We start from the raw sequence: 20836 nt of genomic DNA on the forward strand, positions 1-20836 counted from the left end.
CTCCGACCCCGAAAAAACAGGGTCTGAATCGTATCAATGGTATCAAAGCCCCCTTCGCTCGCCGCGTCGGACCACGTCCGCCAGACCGCATTTTAAGGCGCCCGGGAGGGTGGGGGATGAAAAAAATCCGCGCCCCTGTTCAGGCCCCCAGGATCGCCCGGGCCGCCGCAGCGTCGGCGTCGATCTGGGCCTTGAGGGCGTCGAGGCCGTCGAAGGCGGCTTCGGGGCGCAGGAAGGCGATCAGTTCGGTCTCCAGGGTCTGGCCGTAGAGGTCGCCGTCGAAATCGAACAGCCAGGCCTCCAGCATGGGCGTCTCGGTGCGGAACATGGGCCGCACGCCGAGGCTGGAGACCCCGTCCACCACCCGGCCGTCGGGCAGACGGGTGCGGGTCGCATAGATTCCGTAGGCCGGGCGCATGTAGTCGCCCAGGGCCATGTTGGCGGTAGGCACGCCGATCTCGCGGCCGCGCTTGTCGCCGTGGATCACCTCGGCCTGGATGGCGAAGGGGCGGCCCAGAATGGCGGCGGCGCGGTCCATGTCCCCGGCCTTGAGGGCCTCGCGCACCGCGCTGGACGACAGCTTGAGCCCGTCGGCGTCGTCCACCCGCTGGGCGGCGGAGACGGTGAAGCCCATCTCGCGCCCGTACTCGGCCAGGGCCTGGGGCGAGCCCGAGCGGCCCTTGCCGAAGGTGAAGTCGAAACCCACCGCGGCGTGGACGACGCCCAGCCCCTGATGCAGCACCTGATCGGCGAAATCACGGTCGCTCATGCCCGCCATCTCGGCGTCGAAGGGCAGCAGATAGAGCCGGTCCACGCCCAGCGGCGCCAGCGCGCGGGTCATCTGATCCGGCGTCATCAGGCGGAAGGGCGCGGCCTCGGGCTGGAAGAAGCGACGGGGATGGGGGTCGAAGCTGACCACGGCCAGCGGGGCAGCCAGCCGGTCCGCCGCCGCCTTCGCCTCGGCGATCACCGCCTGATGGCCCCGGTGGACCCCGTCGAAGGCCCCCACCGCCACCGCCGCGCCCCGGTCGCCCGCAGGCAGGGTGCGCCAGTCGGTGATCAGGCGGACGGGCAAGTCAGTCCTTCGCCGGACGACGACGGCGCGGCACGCGGACAATGGCCTCGCCGCCCATGATGAAGGTGTCGCCGATATAGCCCTCGGTCTTGAGGGTCACGCGCGCGGACTCCAGATCCACGGCGGCCACGGTGACGCGGGCGGTGACCTTGTCGCCGATGCGCACCGGCTTTTCGAAGGCCAGGCTCTGATGCAGGTAGATGGCCCCGGCGCCGGGCAGGATGGTGCCCACCACCGCCGAGCCGAACGAGGCCGACAACAGGCCGTGGGCGATGCGGCCGCGATAGGCGGTCTTTGACGCGAACGCCTCGTCCATGTGCACGGGATTGAAGTCGTCCGAGGCGTCGGCGAACTGCTGGATGCGCTGCTCGGTCATCTCGACGGTTTTTTCAGCGGTCATGCCGACGTGCAGTTCGTCGAGGATGTAGCCGCCGGAGGGGTGAGCCCCCACAAGTTTTTTCTCAGTCATGGAGGTGATCTAGCGCCCGCCGCGCCGCTTGGCGAGCCTCACCAGGCCAGGTCCAGCATCGTGTAGCGGGCGTAGGTGGTCTCGGCCCTCAGAAGCTCGCCCGCCTTTTCCGCATCGACCCGGCCGTCGGGCCCCTGCGCGGCGGCGCCGTGGATGCCGGCGGCCACGAACAGGCAGTCCAGCCCCTGGCCGTTGGCGCCCATGACATCGGTGACCACGCCGTCGCCCACGCACAGGACGCGGGACCGGTCCACATTGGCGCCCAGCAGGCGCTCGGCCTCCTTCATGGCCAGGTCATAGATCGGGCCGAACGGCTTGCCCGCCATGGTCACGCGCCCGCCGAGGGTTTCGTAGAGATCGGCCAGAGAGCCGGCGCAGTAGATCAGCTGGTCGCCGCGCTGGACCACGCGGTCGGGGTTGGCGCAGACCATCTCCAGATCCCGGGCGGCCGCCTTCGACAGGGCCTCGCGATAGTCCTGCGGCCGTTCGGTGGTGTCGTCGTACAGACCGGTGCAGCAGATGAAGCCCGCCTCGTCCGGCCCGTCGGACACGGCCACGCCGGTCCCCTCGTACAGCGGCATGTCCCGGTCCGGCCCCAGGGCCCAGACGGGGCCGGGGGCGCGGCGGCTCAGCTCGGCGCGAGTGGCGTCGCCGGAGGTGACGAAGGCGTCCCAGGCCGTGTGGGGCACGCCCAGGCTGTCCAGCTGCGACAGCACGGCCTGAGAGGGGCGGGGGGCGTTGGAGATCAGCACCACCTTGCCGCCGCCGTCGCGGAAGCGGATCAGGGCGTCCAGGGCCGGGGCGAAATGCTCGCGCCCGTTATGGATCACGCCCCAGACGTCGCACAGCAGGACGTCATAGTCGGCGGCCACGGCGCGCAGGCCGTCGATGGGATGGGGCAGGGGCTGGATGGTCATGTACCGGGGGTAGGCGCCCACGGGGGTTGCGTCAACGCGGAACCGGATGCACGCCCGCGCCTTTCGTGCGAAGCCGGGGGCCTTCCGGCGAGAGGGGCAGCCTTGGACGTCATCACCACCTTCATCGACACGTACAGCGCCTATATCGGCCTGGCGTTCCTGGTCGGGCTGTTCGCGGCCTTCATCAGCGAGCGGCTGCCGCCGACGGTGATCGCCGTGGGCGGGGTGGCGGTCATGATGCTGGCGGGCTTCCTGCCGCTGACGTCAGCCCTGTCTGTGCTGGCCAATCCGGCGCCGGTGACCATCGCCGCCATGTTCATCCTGTCCGGGGCCCTGGTGCGGACCGGAGCCATCGAGGCCGTACTCGGGCTGGTGACCCGCAGCGCGCAGGAGCGGCCGCGCCTGACGGCGGCGGGGGTGTTCGGCGGGGCCCTGACCGCGCCCGCCTTCATGAACAACACCCCGGTGGTGATCATCCTCATCCCGGTGATCAAGAAGCTGGCCAAGGCCTTGTCGGTGGCCTCCACCCGCCTGCTGATTCCGTTGTCCTATCTGTCGATCATGTCAGGAACCCTGACCCTGATCGGCACCTCCACCAATCTGCTGGTGGACGGCGTCGCGCGCGACATGGGCATGGAGCCCTTCGGCATCTTCGAGATCACGGGCGTGGGTCTGGTCACGGTGCTGAGCGGGGTGTTGACCCTGGCGGTGCTGGGGCCGTTCCTGCTGCCGAAGCGGGACGACACCGACGATGGCGAGGCGGACGCGCACATTTTCCTGACCGAGCTTCTGGTGCGCGACGGCAGCGACCGCATCGGCCGCAAGCTGGGCGAGATCAAACTGCTGAAGCGGTCCGAGACCAAGGTGGTGGGCCTGAAGCGGGACGGCCGCATCCTGCGCAAGGATCTGGACGAGCAGGCCCTGCTCCAGGGCGACCGCATCCTGCTGTCGGCGCCGGCCCATGAAATCCAGGCCCTGGCCCGGGCGCCCGGCTTCACCGTCGGCATGAACGGACGCACCGGCGGCATCGTTTTGACGCGCAAGGAGGGGGAGGAGAATCCCGACGTTGAGGACGACGAGATCACCTTTATCGAGGCCACCATCGCCCCCACCCATCCGGGCATCGGCCGGCGTCTTTCGGAAATTCCGCTGCTGTCACGGTTGAAGCTGCGGGTTCTGGGGGTGTCGCGGCCGCACCACCTGCCCGGCCCCGACCTGAGCGGCGCCCGCGTGCGGGCGGCGGACACCCTGCTGATCGCGGCGCCGCCCGAGACCATGCCGGACCTGCGCGAGAACCGCACCCTGATCGGGGTCGGCGAGACACAGAAGCAGCCGTTCCGCCGGGCCAAGGCGCCCATCGCCATCGCGGCGCTGGCCGGGACGGTGCTGGCCGCGGCCCTGGGGATCATCCCCATCGCCGGGGCCGCCATCATCGCCGTGGCGGTGATCCTGGTGACCCGCTGCATCGACCCGGAGGACGCCTGGGGCGCCATCGACGGGGACGTGCTGGTGCTGATCTTCGCCATGCTGGCCATCGGCATCGGCCTGCAGAACGCCGGCAGTGTGGGCCTGATCGTGGGCTGGGCCACGCCCCTGCTGGTGGACGCCTCGCCGCTGGTGGTGCTGATCTGCCTGTATTTCCTGACCACCATCCTGACCGAAATGGTGACCAACAACGCCGTGGCCGTGATCATGACCCCCATCGCCATCGGCCTGGCCGAGCAGATGGGCATCGACGCCCGGCCGCTGCTGGTGGCGGTGATGTTCGCCGCCTCGGCCAGCTTCGCCACGCCCATCGGCTATCAGACCAACACCCTGGTCTATGCGGCGGGGGACTACCGCTTCACCGACTTCCTGAAGATCGGCGTGCCCATGATGATCATCGTCGGCGCCGCAACCTGCGCCGCCATCTGGTGGATTTTCGGGGTCTGATCAGTCCAGATAGGTCACGCCGCCCTTCATGACGAAGGCCACACGCTCCAGTTCGGTGACGTCGCTCAGGGGGTCGCCCGCCACCGCGATCAGGTCCGCCGCCATGCCGGGGGCGAGGCGGCCGATCTGGTCCTGCAGGCGGAAGTGTTCGGCGGCGTTGACGGTGGCGGTCTGGATGGCCTCCAGCGGCGTCAGGCCCGCGCGCACCAGCAGGGCGAACTCCCGGGCGTTGTCGCCATGGGCCGAGACGCCGGAATCGGTGCCGAAGGCGATGCGCACCCCGCCCTCGTGGGCGCGGCGGGCCATGTCCAGCATCAGGGGCCCGGCCTGGAGCGCCTTGGCGGTCTGGTTGGGGGTGAGGAAATTGTCCGGCCCCGAGGCGACGCGGGCCACGAAGTCACCCGCCAGCAGGGTGGGCACCAGCCAGGCGCCGTTGGCGCGCATCATGCGGATGGAGTCGGCGTCCAGATAGGTGCCGTGCTCGATGGAGTCGCCGCCCGCCGCCAGGAAGCTGTTGATGCCGTCGGTCCCGTGGGCGTGGGCGGTGACGGTGCGGCCCATGAAGTGGGCGGTCTCCACGATGGCCTCCAGCTCCGCGTTGGAGAACTGCTGGCCCAGACCTGCGGCGGTGTCGGACAGCACCCCGCCCGTGGCGGTGATCTTGATGATGTCGGCGCCCGCCAGCACCCGTTCCCGCACGGCCCGGCGGCAGTCGTCGGCGCCGGAGCAGACCCCGCCCGAGCGCAGATGCGGCACCAGATCCTCGCGCACCCCGTTGACGTCGCCGTGGCCGCCGTGGGGCGTGACCCCGCCGGCCGAGACCAGCAGGCGCGGGCCGGGGATGTGCCCGGCGGCGATGCCGTTGCGCAGGGCCACCACCGCCTCGCTCATGCCGCCCAGATCGGCCACGGTGGTGAAGCCGGCCTCCAGGGTGATGCGGGCGTAGGCGGCGCCCTGCATGGCGGAGTCCGCCGCGCTGCGGGTGAAGCGCTCGATGCGGCTGTTGGGCCCCTGCTGGCTGGTGATGTGCACATGGCTGTCGATCAGGCCCGGCAGGACGAAGCGGTCGGACAGGTCGACCACGTTTCCTTCGCCGACGAAGCCGTCGCGGATTTCGCGGACGCGGCCGTTCTCGATCACGACGGTTTGATTGCGGCTGACCCGGCCGGTGGAGGGATCGGCCAGAAGGCGGCCCGCATGGACGTATGTCACCGCCGTTTCAGACGCCGCAGTCCCTTGTCCTGACTGGGCCAGAGCCGGAAAGGCCGTCGTCGCCGCCAGCGCCAGGGCGCACAGGAACCGCTTCATCATACTTTCCCCTCACTATGGCCGGTCAGGTGATCCGGGCTGCGGCATAATAGGCGTCCGGGACTTTTCGCCAAGCTCACGCTTGCAGGAGCGCGAACAGGTATGGAACAAATCGGCCCAAGGGGTTCAATCCGCATACAAGGGCGTCGCATGCGGCTATCCAGACGTGGACTGATCACGGGCGGTCTCGCCGCAGGCGGGGCTATGGCGCTGTCCGGCTGCGCCTCCACAGGCGCCGCACCGGTGCAGCAGGTGATGCTGCCGGCGTCGCTGGACCTGGCGCCGCGGCCCATCCAGACCGTGCAGGTCCGGCCGCCGCTGGACCCCTCCGGCCAGGTGCGCCCCGAGTTGATGAGCCGGGCCATGGCGGCCCTGGACATCCACCACCGCCGCATCCCGTCGCGGGACCGCATGTATCTGGTGGATTTCACGCGCTTCTCGGGCGAGACGCGGCTGTACGAGGTCAATCTGGAGTCCGGCGGGGTGCAGGCGTTCCGCACCAGCCACGGGCGCGGCTCGGACCCGGCCCATTCCGGTTTCGCCCAGCGGTTCTCCAATGTGGTGGATTCCCACATGTCCTCGGTGGGCTCGTTCGTGACGGCGGGCCCGAACTGGGGGCCGCAGCAGGGACCGAATGTGCTGCTGGACGGGCTGGAGTACTCCAACTCGGCCGCGCGCGAGCGGGCCATCATCGTCCACGGCGCCGATTACGCCGAGCCGGAATTCCTTGAGCGTGAAGGCAAGCTGGGGCGGTCGTACGGCTGTTTCTCGCTGTCGCACGCCGACCTTCGGGCTGTGCGCGACCGCATGGGCGAGGGCCGGCTGCTGTTCGCGCTGGCCTAGGCGAAATCCGGCCTAGTCGTCCCGGTCCAGCGCCCGCCAGCCGATGTCGGAGCGGTGGAAGCCGCCGGGCCAGTCGATCCGGCTGATGGCGGCGTAGGCGCGCTCGCGGGCTTGCGCGATATCGGCCCCGCGCGCGCAGACGTTCAGCACCCGGCCGCCTGAGGCGACCAGAGCGCCGTCCTTGTTGCGGGCGGTGCCGGCGTGGAAGACCTCGACGTCCGGGCCGAAGTCCTGATCCGCGCCGCGGATGACCGAGCCGGTCAGGGGGCTGTCGGGATAGCCCTTGGCGGCCATGACCACGCAGATCACCGTCTCGGGCCGGAACTCCAGCGGCGGCAGCTTCGACACGTCGCCCCGGGCGCAGGCCAGCAGGTGGGGCACGATGTCCCCGGCCAGACGCATCATCAGCACCTGGCATTCCGGATCGCCGAAACGGGCGTTGAATTCCACCACCTTCGGGCCGTCCGCCGTGGCCATCAGCCCGGCGTAGAGCACGCCGCGATAGGGCGCGCCCTCTGCCGCCATGCCCGCCATGGTCGGCTGGATCACGCGCTCATCGGCCTGTTGAACGAGTTCGGGTGTGAAGACGGGCGCAGGGGAATAGGCGCCCATGCCGCCGGTGTTGGGGCCCAGGTCGCCGTCGAAGGCGCGCTTGTGGTCCTGGGCGCCGCCCAGCAGCACGGCGCGGGTTCCGTCGCACAGGGCGAACAGGGAGCCCTCCTCGCCGTCCATGAACTCCTCGATCACCACCCGGGCCCCGGCGGCGCCGAAGCGGCCGCCCAGCATGCGCTCGATCTCGGCCTCGGCGTCGGGGCGGTCGGGGCTGATGGCCACGCCCTTGCCGGCGGCGAGACCATCGGCCTTGATCACATAGGGGGGCCTGAAGACGTCCAGGGCCTGTCTGGCCTCGGCCAGGGTCTCATAGACGCCATAGCCCGCCGTGGGGATGTTGTGGCGCTCGAGGAAGTCCTTGGCGAAGGCCTTGGAGGTCTCGAGCTGGGCGGCCCTGGCGGTGGGGCCGAAGCAGGGGATGCCCGCCGCCGCCAGACGGTCGGCCAGCCCGGCGGCCAGGGCCATCTCGGGCCCCACCACCACCAGATCGGCGCGGATCTCGCGGGCGAGGGCGGCCAGGCCCTCGGCGTCGTCGGCCTTGACCGGGGCGAGCTCGCCCAGCCGCTCCATGCCCGGGTTGCCCGGCGCGATGACCAGCGACGTCACCAGCGGCGACTGGCGGATTTTCCAGGCCAGGGCGTGTTCGCGACCGCCCGATCCGACGAGAAGTACCTTCATGCCCGCGACATGACCGTGACTGCGCAGGCGGTCAAGTCACGGATCGCATGAGATCAGGATGGCGGAGACGACCGTCCCCGCGATCAGCACCACGCCCCCGATCAAGAGGACGGCGGATCTCGTTCGAACACCTCCTCGATCGTGCACCCGAACGCCTCCGCGATGGCGAACGCCAAGGGCAGCGAAGGATCGAAGTGGCCGTTCTCGATCGAGTTGATCGAATTGCGCGACACCCCGACCCGCGTCGCCAATTCCGCCTGGCTCCAGCGGCGGTCAGCACGAAGAACCCTGATCCTGTTTTTCACGACGGATCGCGCGCGTCCCGCGACATCCACACGTGCCAGCCCAGACTCAGCAGCATTGTGCATATGGCCTGTGTGATGACGACCGCCATGAAGCCGAAGGTGAAGGTCGTAATCACGAGGCGTGAATCCGGATTCGGCGTTCCGCCCCAGACTGCGGCGCCGGAAACGATCAGGTCTCGGACCGGAGGCAGGGCGAGAAGCAGGGCGACCATGCCGGCGCCGACCGTCCAGCCCCATTGGCTCGAGAACCGCGCATTGCTTCGCTGCCATTCATCGATCTGGCGATCGTTGATGACGGCGAGCGCGATGCTTGCGAGCACCGTCAGCGTGGCGGCGATCCCGGTCAGGAGAAAAACCAGCCCGTCGGGTTGATGCCTCAGCCACGGAATGGAGGCCAAGATCGCAATGGGCGGGACGACCATGATGACGGCGAGCGCCAGGACGCGCGATCGGGTGGGCGATGGCATATGCGTTTCTCCTTGATCGACGGTATCGCAACGCGACCCGAAACGAACAACAAACTTGTCATATTGCCAAGTTAACTTGGCATGATCCCGCTCCCCCGTCAATGCTGCGGGGAGCCGATTCGCCGCCACGCCCCGTTCCCCCCACACGCCCGCCCCGTTAGTCTCCCCCGATGAGCGACGAATCCTACGTCTTTGAGGGCCCCGCCGGGGGCGTCCCCGATCCCCACGACAACAACCCGCCGCTGTCGATCTCCGAGCTCAGCTTCGCGCTGAAGCGGACGCTCGAGGAGCGGTTCGGCCATGTGCGGCTGCGCGGCGAGATCTCCAAGGTGAACCGGCACGCGTCCGGCCACGTCTATCTGACGCTGAAGGATGATCGGTCCTCCATCGACGGGGTGGTGTGGAAGGGCGTGGTGCGGGGGCTGCAGGTCCAGCCGGAGACGGGGCTGGAAGTCATCGTCACCGGCAAGATCACCAGTTATCCGGCGCGGTCCTCGTACCAGATCGTCATCGACAGCATGGAGCCGGCCGGCGCGGGCGCCCTGCTGGCCCAGCTGGAGCGGCTGAAGGCGAAGCTGCACGGCGAGGGCCTGTTCGAGCCGGGGCGCAAGCGGCCCATCCCGGCGTTTCCGGCGGTGGTGGGGGTGATCACCAGCCCGACGGGCGCTGTGATCCGCGACATCCTGCACCGGATCGCCGAGCGCTGGCCCTGTCGGGTCATCGTCTGGCCCTGCGTGGTTCAGGGCGATGCGGCGGCGGCCCAGGTGGCGGCGGCGGTGCGGGGCTTTGACGCCATGACGCCCGGCGGGCCGATCCCGCGACCGGACGTGGTGATCGTGGCGCGCGGCGGCGGCTCGGTGGAGGACCTGTGGGCCTTCAATGACGAGGCCCTGGCCCGGGCGGTGGCCGAGGCGGGCATCCCGATCATCTCGGCGGTGGGCCACGAGACCGACACCACCCTGATCGACTTCGTCTCGGACCGCCGCGCGCCGACGCCGACCGGGGCGGCCGAGATGGCCACCCCGGTGCTGGCGGACCTGAAGGCGGCGGTGGCGGATATGGAGCGGCGGCTGTTCCGCTGCGGCTCGCGGGTGCTGGAGGATCGGCGCACGCGCCTGAGGGCCGCCGCGCGGGGACTGCCTGCCCGGCCCGAGGACCTGATCGCCCTGGCGCAGCAGCGGCTGGACCATGCCTCGAGCCGGCTGTCGTCAGGCCTGACCCGCAATGCGGCCATTCATGAGCGGGAGCTGGTGCGCGCCGCCTCGCGCCTGACGCCGGGCCTGCTGATGCGGCCGATCCGGCATCAGGCCGAGCGGCTGGGCAGTCTGGACGCCCGCATGGCCGGGGCGCTGGGCCGGGTCATCCCGCGCGAGGCGGACCGGCTGGGCCGCATCAGCCGTCTGTACGAGAGCCTGAACCCCGATGGACCGCTGAAGCGCGGCTTCGCACGGGTTCACGCCGAGGACGGGGCGCTGGTCCGGTCGGCGGCGGCGCTGCAGTCCGGGCAGCCGGTCAGGCTGGTGTTCGAGGACGGCGACCGCCAGGCCGTGGTGGACGGCGCGTCCGCGCCCCCGCCTCCGCGCAAGGCGAAACCCGCGGCGAAGGCGGATCAGGGGGATTTGTTCTAGGTCGAAAAGGAAGGGGCGCCTGCCGAAGAGCAGACGTCCCGAACCCCGCTACGGTGGGAAGCGGGCATCCAAAAGTCACCAGCCAGAGGGCGAGCAGCCGGCTTGGCCGCGCGCTGCGCCGCAAGGCGCTCAAAGCGATGCGCGACGACGTGCATCGCAAAGCGGAGGCCATGGCCGACGCAAGGCGTCAACTGCGCGAAGCGCATAGGGAGAGAGATGGCTTGGCCGCGTTAGCGATGTTCCGCGATCTTAAACAGCAGGAGTCGGGCCGGGCGGCCATCTCGCGCTTGCGGTCATTGACCGAGGCGCGGTCGAAAGAGGCGTTTGCGGGTAGCCAGTCTCCCGCCCGTTCCCGAGCACCGTTGCCGTCCCGCCCGGGCGGTCGTTTCCGATAGCTTTTGGACTATTGAAATCTATTTATTTGATGCATTTTAGGCGATCATAATATAAATATGTGATGTGCTTTAGCGCATCATTATCTTGACGTTTGATGCAATATAAACGATCATATATCTATAAAGTGATAGCTTATGGCGCATCAAATGGACCAGCGAGCCCTCGCACGCAAACACCTGGACCGTCAGCTAAAAGGCTGGCGTACACTGAAACGTGACCGGCGGCCGCCGCACGGGTGGATACGGGCCATCCGCGATGCTCTCGGCATGAGTTCGCGGCAGGCGGCGATGCGCATGGGCATCGCCCAATCGACCTACACCCGCTTTGAACAAAACGAGGCCGATGACGCCATTACCCTGGCGACGCTGCGCAAGGCCGCCGGCGCACTTGATTGCACGCTCGTCTACGCGCTCGTGCCCAACCGTCCCCTGGAAGACACCGTGCGCGAACGGGCCCGCCAGGTCGCAGACCGCAGACTTGGCCGCGTCCATCACACGATGCGCCTCGAGGATCAGGCCATGACGCCCGACGACCTAGCGCTCGAGCGCGAGCGCTTGGTCGACGACATCCTGCGCAACGACATGCGTCGTCTCTGGGATGACGCATGAGCGATGACGATGACCTTTTCGGTGGACAGGATGACGCCGCGACGCCGCTAACGCCCGATGAGCAGGACGGTCTGATACCGACCTACATCACGACCCGCGCCCAACTGAACGAGGCAGAACACCTCAACATCGCCGCAGCCGACGGCTGGGCGTTTCGCAAGAAGCGCGGCATCCTCGACATCGACTTCATGCGGGCGCTTCACAAGCGCATGTACGGCAAGGTCTGGCGATGGGCAGGCGAGTGGACGCGCCAGCAAGGCCGGCGCATCGGCGTCGCCTTCTTCATGGTCGAGCCTGAACTTCGCGGCCTTATCGACAACGTCCAATTCTGGATCGCCCACCAGACCTTTTCGCCTGACGAAATCGCCGCGCGCTTCCACCACAAACTGACTTGGATTCACCCCTTCCCGAACGGCAACGGGCGCTTCGCGCGTATGGCGACAGACCTGTTGCTCGTGTCGCTCGGCCGCCCCCGCTTCACCTGGGGCGGCGAGAACCTCGTCCATGCGGGCGAAACCCGCAGACGCTATGTCGCCGCGCTTCGCGCGGCCGACGCGCATGACATCGCACCGCTCCTCGAGTTTGTGCGCTCCTGATGCTGCTGATGCTGCTGATGTTGTTCATCATCCTGCGCAGCAATGTGACGACCATTTCCGCCTACCGCGAGCACACTGTGACCTTAAGCTTGCAAGCGGACCCGTGGGATCGGTGATTTCAGGAGCCCACGCCTCAGGCGAAGCGGCGGCGGCGTTCGGCGCTTTGCAGGGTGTCGCGGACGAAGTCTGAAGGGGCGTCCGATTCGGCCAGCACGGCTTCCTTGATGGCGCGGGGCTCGCCGAACAGGTGGCCCTGGCCCATGGCGATGTCCAGCTCCAGCACGTCCACCACCTGACGCTCGGTCTCCACCTTTTCGGCGATGACCTCCATGCCGTAGCGGCGCACCAGACCGGCGAAGTCGGCGGCCTGGATGTCGCGCAGGGACGGCAGGGCCGCACCCGCGTCCTGGTCCAGCAGCTGTTCGATCAGCAGGTCGGCGGAGATCTTGACGAACTTGACGTCGGAGCGCTGCAGATCGGTGAAGTCCAGATCCAGGGTCTGGACCTTGTCGATGGAGAAGCGGAAGCCCAGGTCGGCCAGCTTGGCCATGTTGCGGGCCTCGACCGCGCCGCGGGCGTCGAACACCGCCTGGCCCAGCTCGAAGATCAGGGCGTCCTTCAGGTCGCGGTTCTCGCTGAGGAACTCGAGGAATTTGGGGAAGAAGGTCTCGTCGCCCAGCGAGGTCAGGGAGACGTTGCAGAACACGCCCACCTTGCGGTCCTGCGTCGCCAGCCGCCGCACGATCTGGGCGCAGCGGAACAGCAGCAGGTTGTCGATGGCGGGGACCAGACCCTCGCCCTCGGCCACCGACAGATATTCGGCGGGCATCAGCACCCGACCGGTGCCGTCGCGCAGGCGGGTGAAGCTCTCATAGAAGGTGGTGCGCCGCTGGGGCAGGGTGACCACCGGCTGCAGGTACAGGTCCACCCGGTTGTCGGCCAGGGCGTCCTGGACCGTGCGCAGCAGGGCGCCCTGCTGCTGATAAAGGCGCGCTTCGAGGCTGCCGGGCGGATGGGCGGGCGCGGCGGCCAGCTTGGCCTCAAGGCCTTCGCTGATCTGGGTGACCAGGCTTTCCAGCATGCGCACCTCGGTGGTCAGCTCCTCGGTGCGCGACAGGGCGCCGGTCTCGATGGCCTGGGCCAGTTCGCTGAGGGCGTTCTGGGTGTTCTCCATGGCGTCGGCCAGCAGGCGGTGGGCCTGACGCACGGCCTCCACCTCGCGGCGGATGGCGCGGCGGTCCAGCGAACCGGTCACCAGGGCGTGCAGGGCCATGCCGACGCCCAGCGCCCCGAAGAAGGCCGCCGTCGCATTGCCCAGCCCGAAGCCCGCGCGCCAGATGAGCGCCGAGACCGTCAGGGCCAGGAACAGATAGGATGCAAGGAGCAGCCCGGATGTGATCTTGCGCATGGGATGGATCGCCGCCTTCCCGGATGGAATCGCCCGAGTATCGGGGTATCAGGGGTCCGCGGCTAGTGCCGTATAGGGGAACAAGAAGGTTAACGCATGAAACTGTTCGATTTGTCGGGGAAAACCGCCGTCATCACCGGGTCTTCCAAGGGCATAGGCAAGGCCATCGCCGAGCAGATGGCCGATCACGGCGCCAATGTCGTCATCTCGTCGCGCAAGGCCGGGCCTTGCGACGAGGTCGCCCAGGCCATCAATGCGAAGCACGGCGAGGGCCGCGCCATCGCCGTTCCGGCCAACATCGCGTCGAAGGAGGACCTGCAGCGTCTGGTGGACGAGACCAACGCCGCCTTCGGCCAGATCGACATCCTGGTGTGCAACGCCGCCACCAATCCCTACGCCGGGCCCATGGCGGGGATCTCGGACGAGCAGTTCGAGAAGATTCTCCAGAACAACGTCATCTCCAACCACTGGCTGATCCAGATGGTCGCGCCGCAGATGCTGGAGCGCAAGGACGGCTCGATCATCCTGCTGTCGTCCATCGGCGGCCTGAGGGGCAACGCCCTGATCGGCGCCTACAACGTGTCCAAGGCCGCCGACATGCAGATGGCGCGCAATCTGGCGGTGGAGTGGGGGCCCTCCAACGTGCGGGTGAACTGCATCGCCCCGGGCCTGGTCCAGACCGATTTCGCCAAATACCTGTGGGAGAACCCGGAGCTGCTGAAGACCGTCACCGAGCCCGCGCCCCTGAAGCGCATCGGCCAGCCGGACGAGATCGCCGGGGCGGCGGTCTATCTGGCGGCGCCCGCCTCCGCCTACATGACCGGCCAGACCCTGGTGATCGACGGCGGGGTCACCATTGCCTGGTAGGCGCGCGGTTCACGGCCGGGACGACAATCCGTCGCCCGGAAAACGCCTGGGCTGGCTGGCCCAGGCGGCGGCCTTCACGGCCTATTCCGGCCTGATGCGGGCCCTGCCGGTGGAGACGGCGTCCAACTTCGGCGCCTGGCTGCTGGCGCGGATCGGCCCTCTGACCAGCACCGAGAAGACGGTGCAGAGAAACCTGCGCCTGGCCTTCCCGGACATGGACGAGGCCGGGCGCCGCGCCCTGTCCCGCGCCCAGTGGGAAAGCACGGGCCGCACCTTCGCCGAGTTTCCGCTCATGGACCGCATCACCCCGGCGACGGGGCGGGTGACAGTGGTGGGGGCCGAGCGGCTGCACGCCGTCCGCGACAGCGGCCGGGCGGCGGTGCTGGTATCGGGCCATTTCTCCAACTGGGAGGCCATGGCCGCGGCCATCGTCTCCACCGGGCTGAAGACCCAGATCACCTATCGGGCGGGCAACAACCCCTATGTGGACCGCATGATCATCGACGGCCGCGCCCGCTACGGCGTGGAGCTGATGGCGGCCAAGGGCGGGGACGGGGCGCGCGAACTGCTGGACGGGATGAAGCGCGGGGAGTCGGTGGCCCTGCTGAACGATCAGAAATTCCGCGAGGGGCCGGCGGTCGCCTTCTTCGGCCATCCGGTGAACACCGCCACGGGCCCCAGCCGCCTGGCCCAGCGGTTCGACGCGCCGATCATTCCTGTGACTGTGGAGCGGTCAGGCCCGGCCCGCCTGACGGTGACCTTCCATCCCGAGATGCGGGTGCGTCCGGCCACGTCCCCCGCCGACAAGGCCAGGGCCGTGGAGGAGGCGACCCAGGCCATCACCCGCTTCATCGAGGATCAGGTGCGGTCGCGGCCGGAAGAATGGTTCTGGACCCACAAGCGCTGGCCCGAGGACGTCTATGCGACGTTGGAGGCCGAACCCACGTCGGTGGAGCGGCGGAAGGGCCCGGCGTAGCCGACGGGCGTCTTCCTGCGGCGGCAGGGGCCGAAATAGTCGTCCGCCTTCACGAAGGGGCGGGGGTGGAAGATCACGGCGTGAATCCGGTCCAGCATCGCCTTGGGGGTGACCGGCTTGACCACGAACTCGGTGACGCCGGCGTCGCGCGCCTCCTGCACCCGCGTGCGCTCGGAATGGCCGGTCATCATGATGATCGGCAGATAGGGATTGGCGCTGTCGGCGCTGTTGCGGACCATGCGGGTGAACTCCACACCGTCCAGCGGGAACATGTTGAAGTCGACGATGGCCAGGTCGATGGGCAGGTGATTCAGCACCTTCAGGGCCTCGGCGCCGTCGTCCACCTCGTGGATGTGACGGATGCCCGCGGACTTCAGAATGGCTCCCGCAATCGTGCGCATGTGCTGGTTGTCGTCCACCAGCAGAATCTCAAGCGCTTCCATCGCCGCCATCGCGGGGTGTCCCTCTGTCACCGGCTCCCCGCCGATTCGCGCAAGTTAGGCACAAACGCGAGGGGAGAAAATCCCCAGGAATGCGTAACTTGATCATGGAAGCGCTACCATGACCGGTCGCGGCGCTGTCAGGCTGGCGGCGGGGCCTCCGCGCCGACCAGCAGGCTCGGATCAAGGTTGCGGTCGCGCCATTTCAGACGCCAGCACAGGTGCGGGCCGGTGGCCCGGCCGCTGGCGCCGACCCGGCCGATGGCCTGGCCCTGAACCACCCGCTCGCCGGGACGCACGTCCAGCCGCGACTGGTGCAGATAGGCCGAGATCAGGCCCTGGCCGTGATCGATCAGGGTCAGGCCGCCCTCGAAGTGCAGGTCCGGCTCGGCCAGGGTGACCAGGCCGTCGGCGGGGGCGCGGATCACTGTGCCGGTCGGCGCGCCCAGGTCGATGCCGTAGTGGGGCCGGGCGGGCGTGCCGTTGAGGACGCGCTGGGCGCCCCAGCGGCTGGTGACCCGCCAGGTCTCCAGCGGACGGATGAAGCCGCCGTTGAAATGATCGGCGTCCGCGCGGCTGGCGAAGCCCTCGGTCTTGAGCGCCGCCTCGCGCTGGATGCGGGCCAGGACCTCGGGCGCGGTGGGAGTCACGGTCTGGGGCGGGAGGCCGTCGATGCGGGTGATGGCGAAATCGCCGGGGGCGATGGTCACGTCGCGGCTCTCGCGCCGGACGCCGGACAGCACCTCGATCCGGGCCGATGCGGCCGCGTCGCGATCGAAGCCGACGATGAACAGGCCCGCCGCCGAGGCGGTGGTCAGGGCCTCGCCGTCCACGAAGACGATGGCGCGCGGCCAGGTGCGGCCCATGGCGAAGCCGCCCTGGACGAACCGCCCGTCCAGGGCCAGGCCCTCGCGGGACCAGGCGGGTCCGGCCAGGCCCAGGGCGCCGGCGCCCAGCAGGAAGGATCGGCGGGCGGCGATCATGCCGCCACCGCCCGTTCCATCAGCTCGGCCGGACCCACATAGGGCTCCTGAAGGTCGATGCTCCAGTAGCGCAGGGCGTCCAGCGGGATCTGGCGGGCCGTCACGGCGCAGACGACGAAGCGCCCGGGCTTGAGCACCACATAGTCGCCGTCGCCGTAATGAAGCTGGGCCAGGCCGTCGAGATTGGGGTCATGGGCGTTCATGGTCCCTGTCTAACGCCGCGAGGGCCGCGTGTCAGTCGCGGGCCGCCTCAAAATTCCGAGACCCGTCCACGAATCCCGCCGCTCCCGCGACAATGATCGACAAAATGCGCGCCTGACCCGTTGTGGCCACATGACGGTCTATGATGCGGGCCTGTCCCGACGCTTCCTAGAGGGAAGCGCATGGGGTAGGCAGACGGCAGCAACCACAAGGGAAGTGTCTCGGATGCGCGTACTTGTTCTCGGCGGCGATGGATTCTGCGGCTGGCCGACCGCCCTGCATTTGTCGGCGCGGGGCTGGGACGTGACGGTGGTGGACAACCTGTCACGCCGGAACATCGACAATGAGCTGGAGGTGTCGTCCCTGACCCCGATCCGGCCCATCGGCGAGCGCATCGCCGCGTGGAAGGAAATCTCCGGCCGCGAGATCGGCTTCCAGAACCTGACCCTGGGCAAGGAATTCGACCGCTTCGTCGCCCTGCTCAAGGACGAGAAGCCCGACGCCATCGTCCACTTCGCCGAACAGCGCGCCGCGCCCTATTCCATGAAGTCGGCGCGGCACAAGCTCTACACCGTCGACAACAATCTGAACGCCACCAACCATGTGCTGGCGGCCATGGTGGAGAGCGGGCTGGACATCCATCTGGCGCACCTGGGGACCATGGGGGTCTATGGCTACGCCACCGCCGGGCTGACCATTCCGGAAGGCTATCTGACCGTGACGGTCGAGACCGACCGCGGCCCGGTGGAGCAGGAGATCCTGTTCCCGCCGAACCCGGGCTCGATCTATCACATGACCAAGACCCAGGACGCCCTGCTGTTCCAGTTCTACGCCAAGAACGACGGGGTGCGGATCACCGACCTGCACCAGGGCATCGTCTGGGGCACCCAGACCGAGGAGACCCGCCAGGACGAGCGCCTGATCAACCGCTTCGACTATGACGGCGACTACGGCACGGTGCTGAATCGCTTCCTGATGCAGGCGGCGGTGGACCATCCCCTGACGGTGCACGGTTCGGGCGGCCAGACCCGGGCCTTCATCCACATCCAGGACACGGTGCGCTGCATCGAGCTGGCCCTGAAGAACGCGCCGAAACAGGGCGAGCGGGTCAAGATCCTGAACCAGATGACCGAGAGTCACCGGGTGCGCGACCTGGCCCGCATGATCGCCGAGATGACCGGCGCCGAGATCGCCAATGTGCCGAACCCGCGCCAGGAGGCGGACGAGAACGAGCTGGTGGTGGCCAACGATCAGTTCCGCGACCTGGGGCTGAAGCCCATCACCCTGGCCCAGGGTCTGCTGGACGAAGTCACCGATGTCGCCCGCCGCTACGCCGACCGGGCCGACCTGTCCAAGGTGCCGTGCGTGTCACACTGGAACGCCGCGCGCGAACAGGCGGCGCGCGATCAGACGGGGGCCAGGGTCACCCGGCTCGAGACGCGCCAGGCGAGCTGATCCGCCTTGTCACGCACGGTCCTTGTCTTCGGCGGCGGCTATCTGGGGGAGGCCATCGCGCGGCGCGCGGAAACCGAGGGCGCGCGGGCGGTTCTGACCTCTCGTTCAGCTGAGCGGCGACAGGCGCTTGAGGCGAAGGGCGTGGCCGCGCTCGATCCGGAAGACGCCGAAGCCCTGGCGCGTTCGGCGGCGGAGGCCCACGCCATCGTCATCGCCGCTCCGCCTGATGCGCGCGGATGCCCCGGGGCGCGGGTGCTGCTGCCGGCCCTGGCGGCGGCGGGCGCCTATCCCGACTGGATCGGCTATGTGTCGTCCACCGCCGTGTATGGCGACCGTGCCGGCGGCTGGGTGTTCGAGGACGATCCGCTGAACGCCGCCAGCATCCAGGGCGCCCGGCGGGTGCGGGCCGAGCGGGAGTGGCTGGAGGCCGGACCGGGCCTGGGCCTGACGATCCAGATCTTCCGCCTGCCCGGCATCTATGGTCCGGGCCGCTCGCCGGTGGACCGGCTGAGGGCGGGCACGGCGCGGCTGGTGCGCAAGCCGGGCCAGATCTTCAACCGCATCCATGTGGACGACGCCGCCTCGGGCCTGTTCGCCTCCATGGCGCGGCCCCGCCCGGGCGGGCTCTACAATCTGGCTGATGATGAGCCGGCGCCCGCCGACGTGGTGACGGAATGGACTGCGCGCCGCATGGGGCTGGAGCCGCCGCCCGAGACCGACTGGACCGATCCGTCGGTCAGCGAGACCATGCGGCGGTTCTATCTGGACTCCAAGCGCGTCTCCAACGCCCGCGCCAAGGCCGAGCTGGGCTGGCGGCCGGCCTTCGCCAGCTACCGCGAGGGGATCGAGGCGATACTGGCGCAAGGGTGATCCTTCTCCCGCTGGGAGAAGGGGGACCCGCGCACGAAGCCGCGTAGCGGCGTCGTTCTTGCGCGGGGGATGAGGGGCGGCCGTATCAGAAGGCGACCGCCCGACCCTCACCCTGCGCGCGAAGGACGGATGCTGGCGCATCCGTGCGCGCAGCCCTCTCCCGACGGGAGAGGGAACTCAGAAAGGCAGCAGGTTGCGCTGGCGGCTGTAGGCCATGGTGCCGACATTGGCGCCGAGGCGCAGGCCGACGCCGGTGCGGATGGGGGCCAGGACGATGCCGTCGGCCTGCTGGTAGTTCACGCCGAGGCCAGCGATCAGATAGGCCGTGCCTTCGACGCCGGGGTAGCGGCGGTACAGCATGTCGGGGTGGAACAGGCCGTAGACCAGGGTGAACACCCGGCTGGCGTTGCCGCCGAAGTCCCAGCCCACGGAAATGCCCTGCCAGAACACCTCCTGGGAGGCGCTGAGATCCTTCATGTGCAGGGCGCCGCGGCCGTAGCGGAGGCCGACGGCGGCCGCGCCCGAGCCTTCCTCGCCGGCGATGTAGCCGGTGGGGCGGTCGCCCTGGTCGGCGAACACCCGCTCGATGGCCGCGCCGATGGCTTCGGCGGCGATGCCCAGTTCGCGCGAACCGGCCGAAACGAGCTCGTCGAAGGTGTAGGCGGGGGCCGTGGCGTCTGAATGGATCGGATAGTTGGGATCGGCCGGCTGGCGGGTGGCGCAGGCGCCCACGGCGCCGGCGGCGAGACCGGAAAGGATCAGTTGGCGGCGTTGCATGGGCGGCTCCGTCAGCGGGGAATCAGGATCAGTCCCGAACTTCCCCGGTTTTTACGGCGCATCTACGGCCACAGGGTTAACGGCGCGGTAAGGCGCCGCACCCGAGACGGCGTCAGCCCTTGGCGGCGGCGCCGGCCAGGATCACGTCCAGCTGACGCGACAGGCGCTCGGAAAGGGCCTTTTCGTCCCAGCCGTCATAGGCCGCGCCACGATAGTTGGTCAGCCAGGAATCCCACACCATGTCGCCCACCAGACGGGTGTCCACGTCCTGCTTGAGCTCGCCGGAGCGGACGCCGTCGCGCAGCACTTCGCCGATCACCGACAGCAGGCCCTTGGTGAAGCCGCGGGCGCGCTGTTCGGCCTGCTGGGGCTGGAACCACGACCGGGCGACGATGGCCTGCATCAGGGGCAGGTGGCCCATGGTGTGATGATAGCCGGCGTCCAGCGCCGTGGTCAGGCGCTCCTTGACCGGACCGGACGAGGCGGCGGAAGCGCGCACGACCTCGGTCAGGCGCTCCATGTTCTCGGCCAGAACGGCTTCGAACAGCTCAGCCTTGTCCTGGAAATTGGCGAAGACCGCGCCGGTGGACATGCCCGCGCCCTTGGCGATGTCGCGGATGGTCGCCGGGTCATAGCCGCGCTCCGAGAACAGATCCCGGGCGGCGTCCAGCACCTTCTGGCGCGTGCGCACCTTGGCGGCCTGGCGGCGATTGAGGCGGGGACCGTCGGCGGGTTGGTCGACGGGCTCGAAGGGTGCGTTCAGGGAAGACTCTCGCATACTCACTGTCACTCTACGCTTGGGCGCTGCGGCCCGAACCGGTAACCCCCCCCGGTCACGTTCGAACGAGGCTCCTCGATATTTGAGCTCTCGGAACTTTTATCGGTTATTTCGAATAAATTCAGTGACTTATTGTCACCAGGCTGATCGGAGCGCTGTTTTGACCACGCAAGGGTGACCAAAATGCGTTCCACAGGTTAATGAAAAGGTTTTGCCGGTGGACAACCCGTCTGGCGGTTCGCGCGCT

The 20836-nt window shown here is 68.7% G+C and carries 22 protein-coding genes; 9 read left to right on the forward strand and 13 right to left on the reverse strand.

The window, feature by feature from the left end:
* Positions 1-139: 139 nt before the first annotated feature.
* The 3 genes from IWC96_RS02290 to IWC96_RS02300 are packed head-to-tail and all read right to left on the reverse strand — an operon-like array spanning position 140 to position 2461.
* Positions 140-1075 carry a bifunctional riboflavin kinase/FAD synthetase gene (locus IWC96_RS02290; RefSeq protein WP_021697435.1) on the reverse strand — a complete coding sequence of 312 codons (936 nt, stop codon included), beginning with the start codon at positions 1073-1075 and terminating at the stop codon, positions 140-142.
* 1 nt (position 1076) lies between these two features.
* Entirely contained in the window at positions 1077-1544 is a 468-nt protein-coding gene (locus IWC96_RS02295; protein ID WP_045319047.1) for a MaoC family dehydratase, read from the reverse strand.
* 38 nt (positions 1545-1582) lie between these two features.
* Positions 1583-2461, reverse strand: coding sequence for a TIGR01459 family HAD-type hydrolase (locus IWC96_RS02300; protein WP_196838293.1), 879 nt, complete (start codon positions 2459-2461; stop codon positions 1583-1585).
* Between the two features lie 102 nt (positions 2462-2563).
* Here IWC96_RS02300 and IWC96_RS02305 point away from each other — a divergent pair, with 102 nt between their 5' ends.
* The gene (locus tag IWC96_RS02305; RefSeq protein WP_196838285.1) at positions 2564-4393 is read left to right on the forward strand and encodes an SLC13 family permease; all 1830 of its coding nucleotides are present in this window, start codon (positions 2564-2566) and stop codon (positions 4391-4393) included.
* Here IWC96_RS02305 and IWC96_RS02310 read toward each other — a convergent pair whose 3' ends face one another.
* Positions 4394-5704: an amidohydrolase family protein gene (locus IWC96_RS02310; protein WP_148291472.1), complete on the reverse strand. Its 1311-nt coding sequence runs from the start codon at positions 5702-5704 to the stop codon at positions 4394-4396.
* 147 nt (positions 5705-5851) lie between these two features.
* Between IWC96_RS02310 and IWC96_RS02315 the strand changes: the two genes are divergently transcribed.
* Entirely contained in the window at positions 5852-6544 is a 693-nt protein-coding gene (locus tag IWC96_RS02315) for a murein L,D-transpeptidase catalytic domain-containing protein (protein ID WP_045319048.1), read from the forward strand.
* Positions 6545-6556: 12 nt separating this feature from the next.
* Here the strand turns inward: IWC96_RS02315 and purD are convergent, their stop codons facing one another.
* From purD to IWC96_RS02330, 3 genes are all read right to left on the reverse strand, one after another.
* Entirely contained in the window at positions 6557-7834 is a 1278-nt protein-coding gene (purD, locus tag IWC96_RS02320) for a phosphoribosylamine--glycine ligase (RefSeq protein ID WP_021697441.1), read from the reverse strand.
* A gap of 101 nt (positions 7835-7935) precedes the next feature.
* A complete protein-coding gene (locus IWC96_RS02325; protein ID WP_045319049.1) occupies positions 7936-8139 on the reverse strand; it encodes a helix-turn-helix transcriptional regulator in 204 nt (67 codons plus the stop codon).
* Positions 8136-8606, reverse strand: coding sequence for a hypothetical protein (locus IWC96_RS02330; protein WP_021697443.1), 471 nt, complete (start codon positions 8604-8606; stop codon positions 8136-8138). The genes IWC96_RS02325 and IWC96_RS02330 overlap by 4 nt, the downstream gene beginning before the upstream one ends.
* 170 nt (positions 8607-8776) lie before the next feature.
* Here IWC96_RS02330 and xseA point away from each other — a divergent pair, with 170 nt between their 5' ends.
* The 3 genes from xseA to IWC96_RS02345 all read left to right on the forward strand — a co-directional run bounded on the left by xseA (position 8777) and on the right by IWC96_RS02345 (position 11834).
* Positions 8777-10234: an exodeoxyribonuclease VII large subunit gene (gene xseA, locus IWC96_RS02335; RefSeq protein ID WP_021697444.1), complete on the forward strand. Its 1458-nt coding sequence runs from the start codon at positions 8777-8779 to the stop codon at positions 10232-10234.
* 542 nt (positions 10235-10776) lie between these two features.
* The gene (locus tag IWC96_RS02340; protein ID WP_045319055.1) at positions 10777-11238 is read left to right on the forward strand and encodes a mobile mystery protein A; all 462 of its coding nucleotides are present in this window, start codon (positions 10777-10779) and stop codon (positions 11236-11238) included.
* Positions 11235-11834 carry a mobile mystery protein B gene (locus IWC96_RS02345; RefSeq protein WP_021697446.1) on the forward strand — a complete coding sequence of 200 codons (600 nt, stop codon included), beginning with the start codon at positions 11235-11237 and terminating at the stop codon, positions 11832-11834. Before IWC96_RS02340 ends, IWC96_RS02345 begins: the two co-directional genes overlap by 4 nt.
* Before the next feature lie 133 nt (positions 11835-11967).
* Here the strand turns inward: IWC96_RS02345 and IWC96_RS02350 are convergent, their stop codons facing one another.
* Positions 11968-13242 carry an EAL domain-containing protein gene (locus tag IWC96_RS02350; RefSeq protein ID WP_021697448.1) on the reverse strand — a complete coding sequence of 425 codons (1275 nt, stop codon included), beginning with the start codon at positions 13240-13242 and terminating at the stop codon, positions 11968-11970.
* Positions 13243-13338: 96 nt separating this feature from the next.
* Between IWC96_RS02350 and IWC96_RS02355 the strand changes: the two genes are divergently transcribed.
* Positions 13339-14109: an SDR family NAD(P)-dependent oxidoreductase gene (locus tag IWC96_RS02355; RefSeq protein WP_021697449.1), complete on the forward strand. Its 771-nt coding sequence runs from the start codon at positions 13339-13341 to the stop codon at positions 14107-14109.
* Complete coding sequence (locus IWC96_RS02360) at positions 14099-15085, forward strand: lysophospholipid acyltransferase family protein (RefSeq protein ID WP_021697450.1); 987 nt, start codon at positions 14099-14101, stop codon at positions 15083-15085. The genes IWC96_RS02355 and IWC96_RS02360 overlap by 11 nt, the downstream gene beginning before the upstream one ends.
* Here IWC96_RS02360 and IWC96_RS02365 read toward each other — a convergent pair.
* The 3 genes from IWC96_RS02365 to IWC96_RS02375 all read right to left on the reverse strand — a co-directional run bounded on the left by IWC96_RS02365 (position 15028) and on the right by IWC96_RS02375 (position 16711).
* The gene (locus IWC96_RS02365) at positions 15028-15537 is read right to left on the reverse strand and encodes a response regulator (protein WP_045319050.1); all 510 of its coding nucleotides are present in this window, start codon (positions 15535-15537) and stop codon (positions 15028-15030) included. The genes IWC96_RS02360 and IWC96_RS02365 overlap by 58 nt on opposite strands.
* A 128-nt stretch (positions 15538-15665) precedes the next feature.
* Entirely contained in the window at positions 15666-16508 is an 843-nt protein-coding gene (locus IWC96_RS02370; protein ID WP_196838286.1) for a M23 family metallopeptidase, read from the reverse strand.
* Positions 16505-16711: a DUF2093 domain-containing protein gene (locus IWC96_RS02375; RefSeq protein ID WP_021697453.1), complete on the reverse strand. Its 207-nt coding sequence runs from the start codon at positions 16709-16711 to the stop codon at positions 16505-16507. The genes IWC96_RS02370 and IWC96_RS02375 overlap by 4 nt, the downstream gene beginning before the upstream one ends.
* 223 nt (positions 16712-16934) lie before the next feature.
* Between IWC96_RS02375 and IWC96_RS02380 the strand changes: the two genes are divergently transcribed.
* Together IWC96_RS02380 and IWC96_RS02385 are read left to right on the forward strand one after the other, a co-directional pair.
* On the forward strand, positions 16935-18164 hold the full coding sequence (locus IWC96_RS02380; protein ID WP_196838287.1) for an NAD-dependent epimerase/dehydratase family protein: 1230 nt from the start codon (positions 16935-16937) through the stop codon (positions 18162-18164).
* A 6-nt stretch (positions 18165-18170) separates the two neighbouring features.
* Positions 18171-19034 carry an NAD-dependent epimerase/dehydratase family protein gene (locus IWC96_RS02385; RefSeq protein ID WP_196838288.1) on the forward strand — a complete coding sequence of 288 codons (864 nt, stop codon included), beginning with the start codon at positions 18171-18173 and terminating at the stop codon, positions 19032-19034.
* 177 nt (positions 19035-19211) lie between these two features.
* Here IWC96_RS02385 and IWC96_RS02390 read toward each other — a convergent pair whose 3' ends face one another.
* Positions 19212-19811 carry an EipA family protein gene (locus IWC96_RS02390; protein ID WP_021698435.1) on the reverse strand — a complete coding sequence of 200 codons (600 nt, stop codon included), beginning with the start codon at positions 19809-19811 and terminating at the stop codon, positions 19212-19214.
* 112 nt (positions 19812-19923) lie between these two features.
* Entirely contained in the window at positions 19924-20589 is a 666-nt protein-coding gene (locus IWC96_RS02395; RefSeq protein WP_021698434.1) for a TetR/AcrR family transcriptional regulator, read from the reverse strand.
* Positions 20590-20836 lie beyond the last annotated feature (247 nt).

The organism is Brevundimonas sp. BAL450 (assembly GCF_015767455.1).
In the GTDB taxonomy this organism is placed as follows: Bacteria; Pseudomonadota; Alphaproteobacteria; order Caulobacterales; family Caulobacteraceae; genus Brevundimonas; species Brevundimonas abyssalis.

What these genes read in the sequence shown, in the direction of transcription:
- IWC96_RS02295 (WP_045319047.1), bottom strand. Translation starts at nt 1,544, where the DNA reads ATGACTGAGAAAAAACTTGTGGGGGCTCACCCCTCCGGCGGCTACATC.
- IWC96_RS02300 (WP_196838293.1), bottom strand. Translation starts at nt 2,461, where the DNA reads ATGACCATCCAGCCCCTGCCCCATCCCATCGACGGCCTGCGCGCCGTG.
- IWC96_RS02310 (WP_148291472.1), bottom strand. Translation starts at nt 5,704, where the DNA reads ATGATGAAGCGGTTCCTGTGCGCCCTGGCGCTGGCGGCGACGACGGCC.
- IWC96_RS02315 (WP_045319048.1), top strand. Translation starts at nt 5,852, where the DNA reads ATGCGGCTATCCAGACGTGGACTGATCACGGGCGGTCTCGCCGCAGGC.
- purD (WP_021697441.1), bottom strand. Translation starts at nt 7,834, where the DNA reads ATGAAGGTACTTCTCGTCGGATCGGGCGGTCGCGAACACGCCCTGGCC.
- IWC96_RS02330 (WP_021697443.1), bottom strand. Translation starts at nt 8,606, where the DNA reads ATGCCATCGCCCACCCGATCGCGCGTCCTGGCGCTCGCCGTCATCATG.
- xseA (WP_021697444.1), top strand. Translation starts at nt 8,777, where the DNA reads ATGAGCGACGAATCCTACGTCTTTGAGGGCCCCGCCGGGGGCGTCCCC.
- IWC96_RS02340 (WP_045319055.1), top strand. Translation starts at nt 10,777, where the DNA reads ATGGACCAGCGAGCCCTCGCACGCAAACACCTGGACCGTCAGCTAAAA.
- IWC96_RS02345 (WP_021697446.1), top strand. Translation starts at nt 11,235, where the DNA reads ATGAGCGATGACGATGACCTTTTCGGTGGACAGGATGACGCCGCGACG.
- IWC96_RS02350 (WP_021697448.1), bottom strand. Translation starts at nt 13,242, where the DNA reads ATGCGCAAGATCACATCCGGGCTGCTCCTTGCATCCTATCTGTTCCTG.
- IWC96_RS02355 (WP_021697449.1), top strand. Translation starts at nt 13,339, where the DNA reads ATGAAACTGTTCGATTTGTCGGGGAAAACCGCCGTCATCACCGGGTCT.
- IWC96_RS02365 (WP_045319050.1), bottom strand. Translation starts at nt 15,537, where the DNA reads ATGGCGGCGATGGAAGCGCTTGAGATTCTGCTGGTGGACGACAACCAG.
- IWC96_RS02370 (WP_196838286.1), bottom strand. Translation starts at nt 16,508, where the DNA reads ATGATCGCCGCCCGCCGATCCTTCCTGCTGGGCGCCGGCGCCCTGGGC.
- IWC96_RS02375 (WP_021697453.1), bottom strand. Translation starts at nt 16,711, where the DNA reads ATGAACGCCCATGACCCCAATCTCGACGGCCTGGCCCAGCTTCATTAC.
- IWC96_RS02380 (WP_196838287.1), top strand. Translation starts at nt 16,935, where the DNA reads ATGCGCGTACTTGTTCTCGGCGGCGATGGATTCTGCGGCTGGCCGACC.
- IWC96_RS02390 (WP_021698435.1), bottom strand. Translation starts at nt 19,811, where the DNA reads ATGCAACGCCGCCAACTGATCCTTTCCGGTCTCGCCGCCGGCGCCGTG.
- IWC96_RS02395 (WP_021698434.1), bottom strand. Translation starts at nt 20,589, where the DNA reads ATGCGAGAGTCTTCCCTGAACGCACCCTTCGAGCCCGTCGACCAACCC.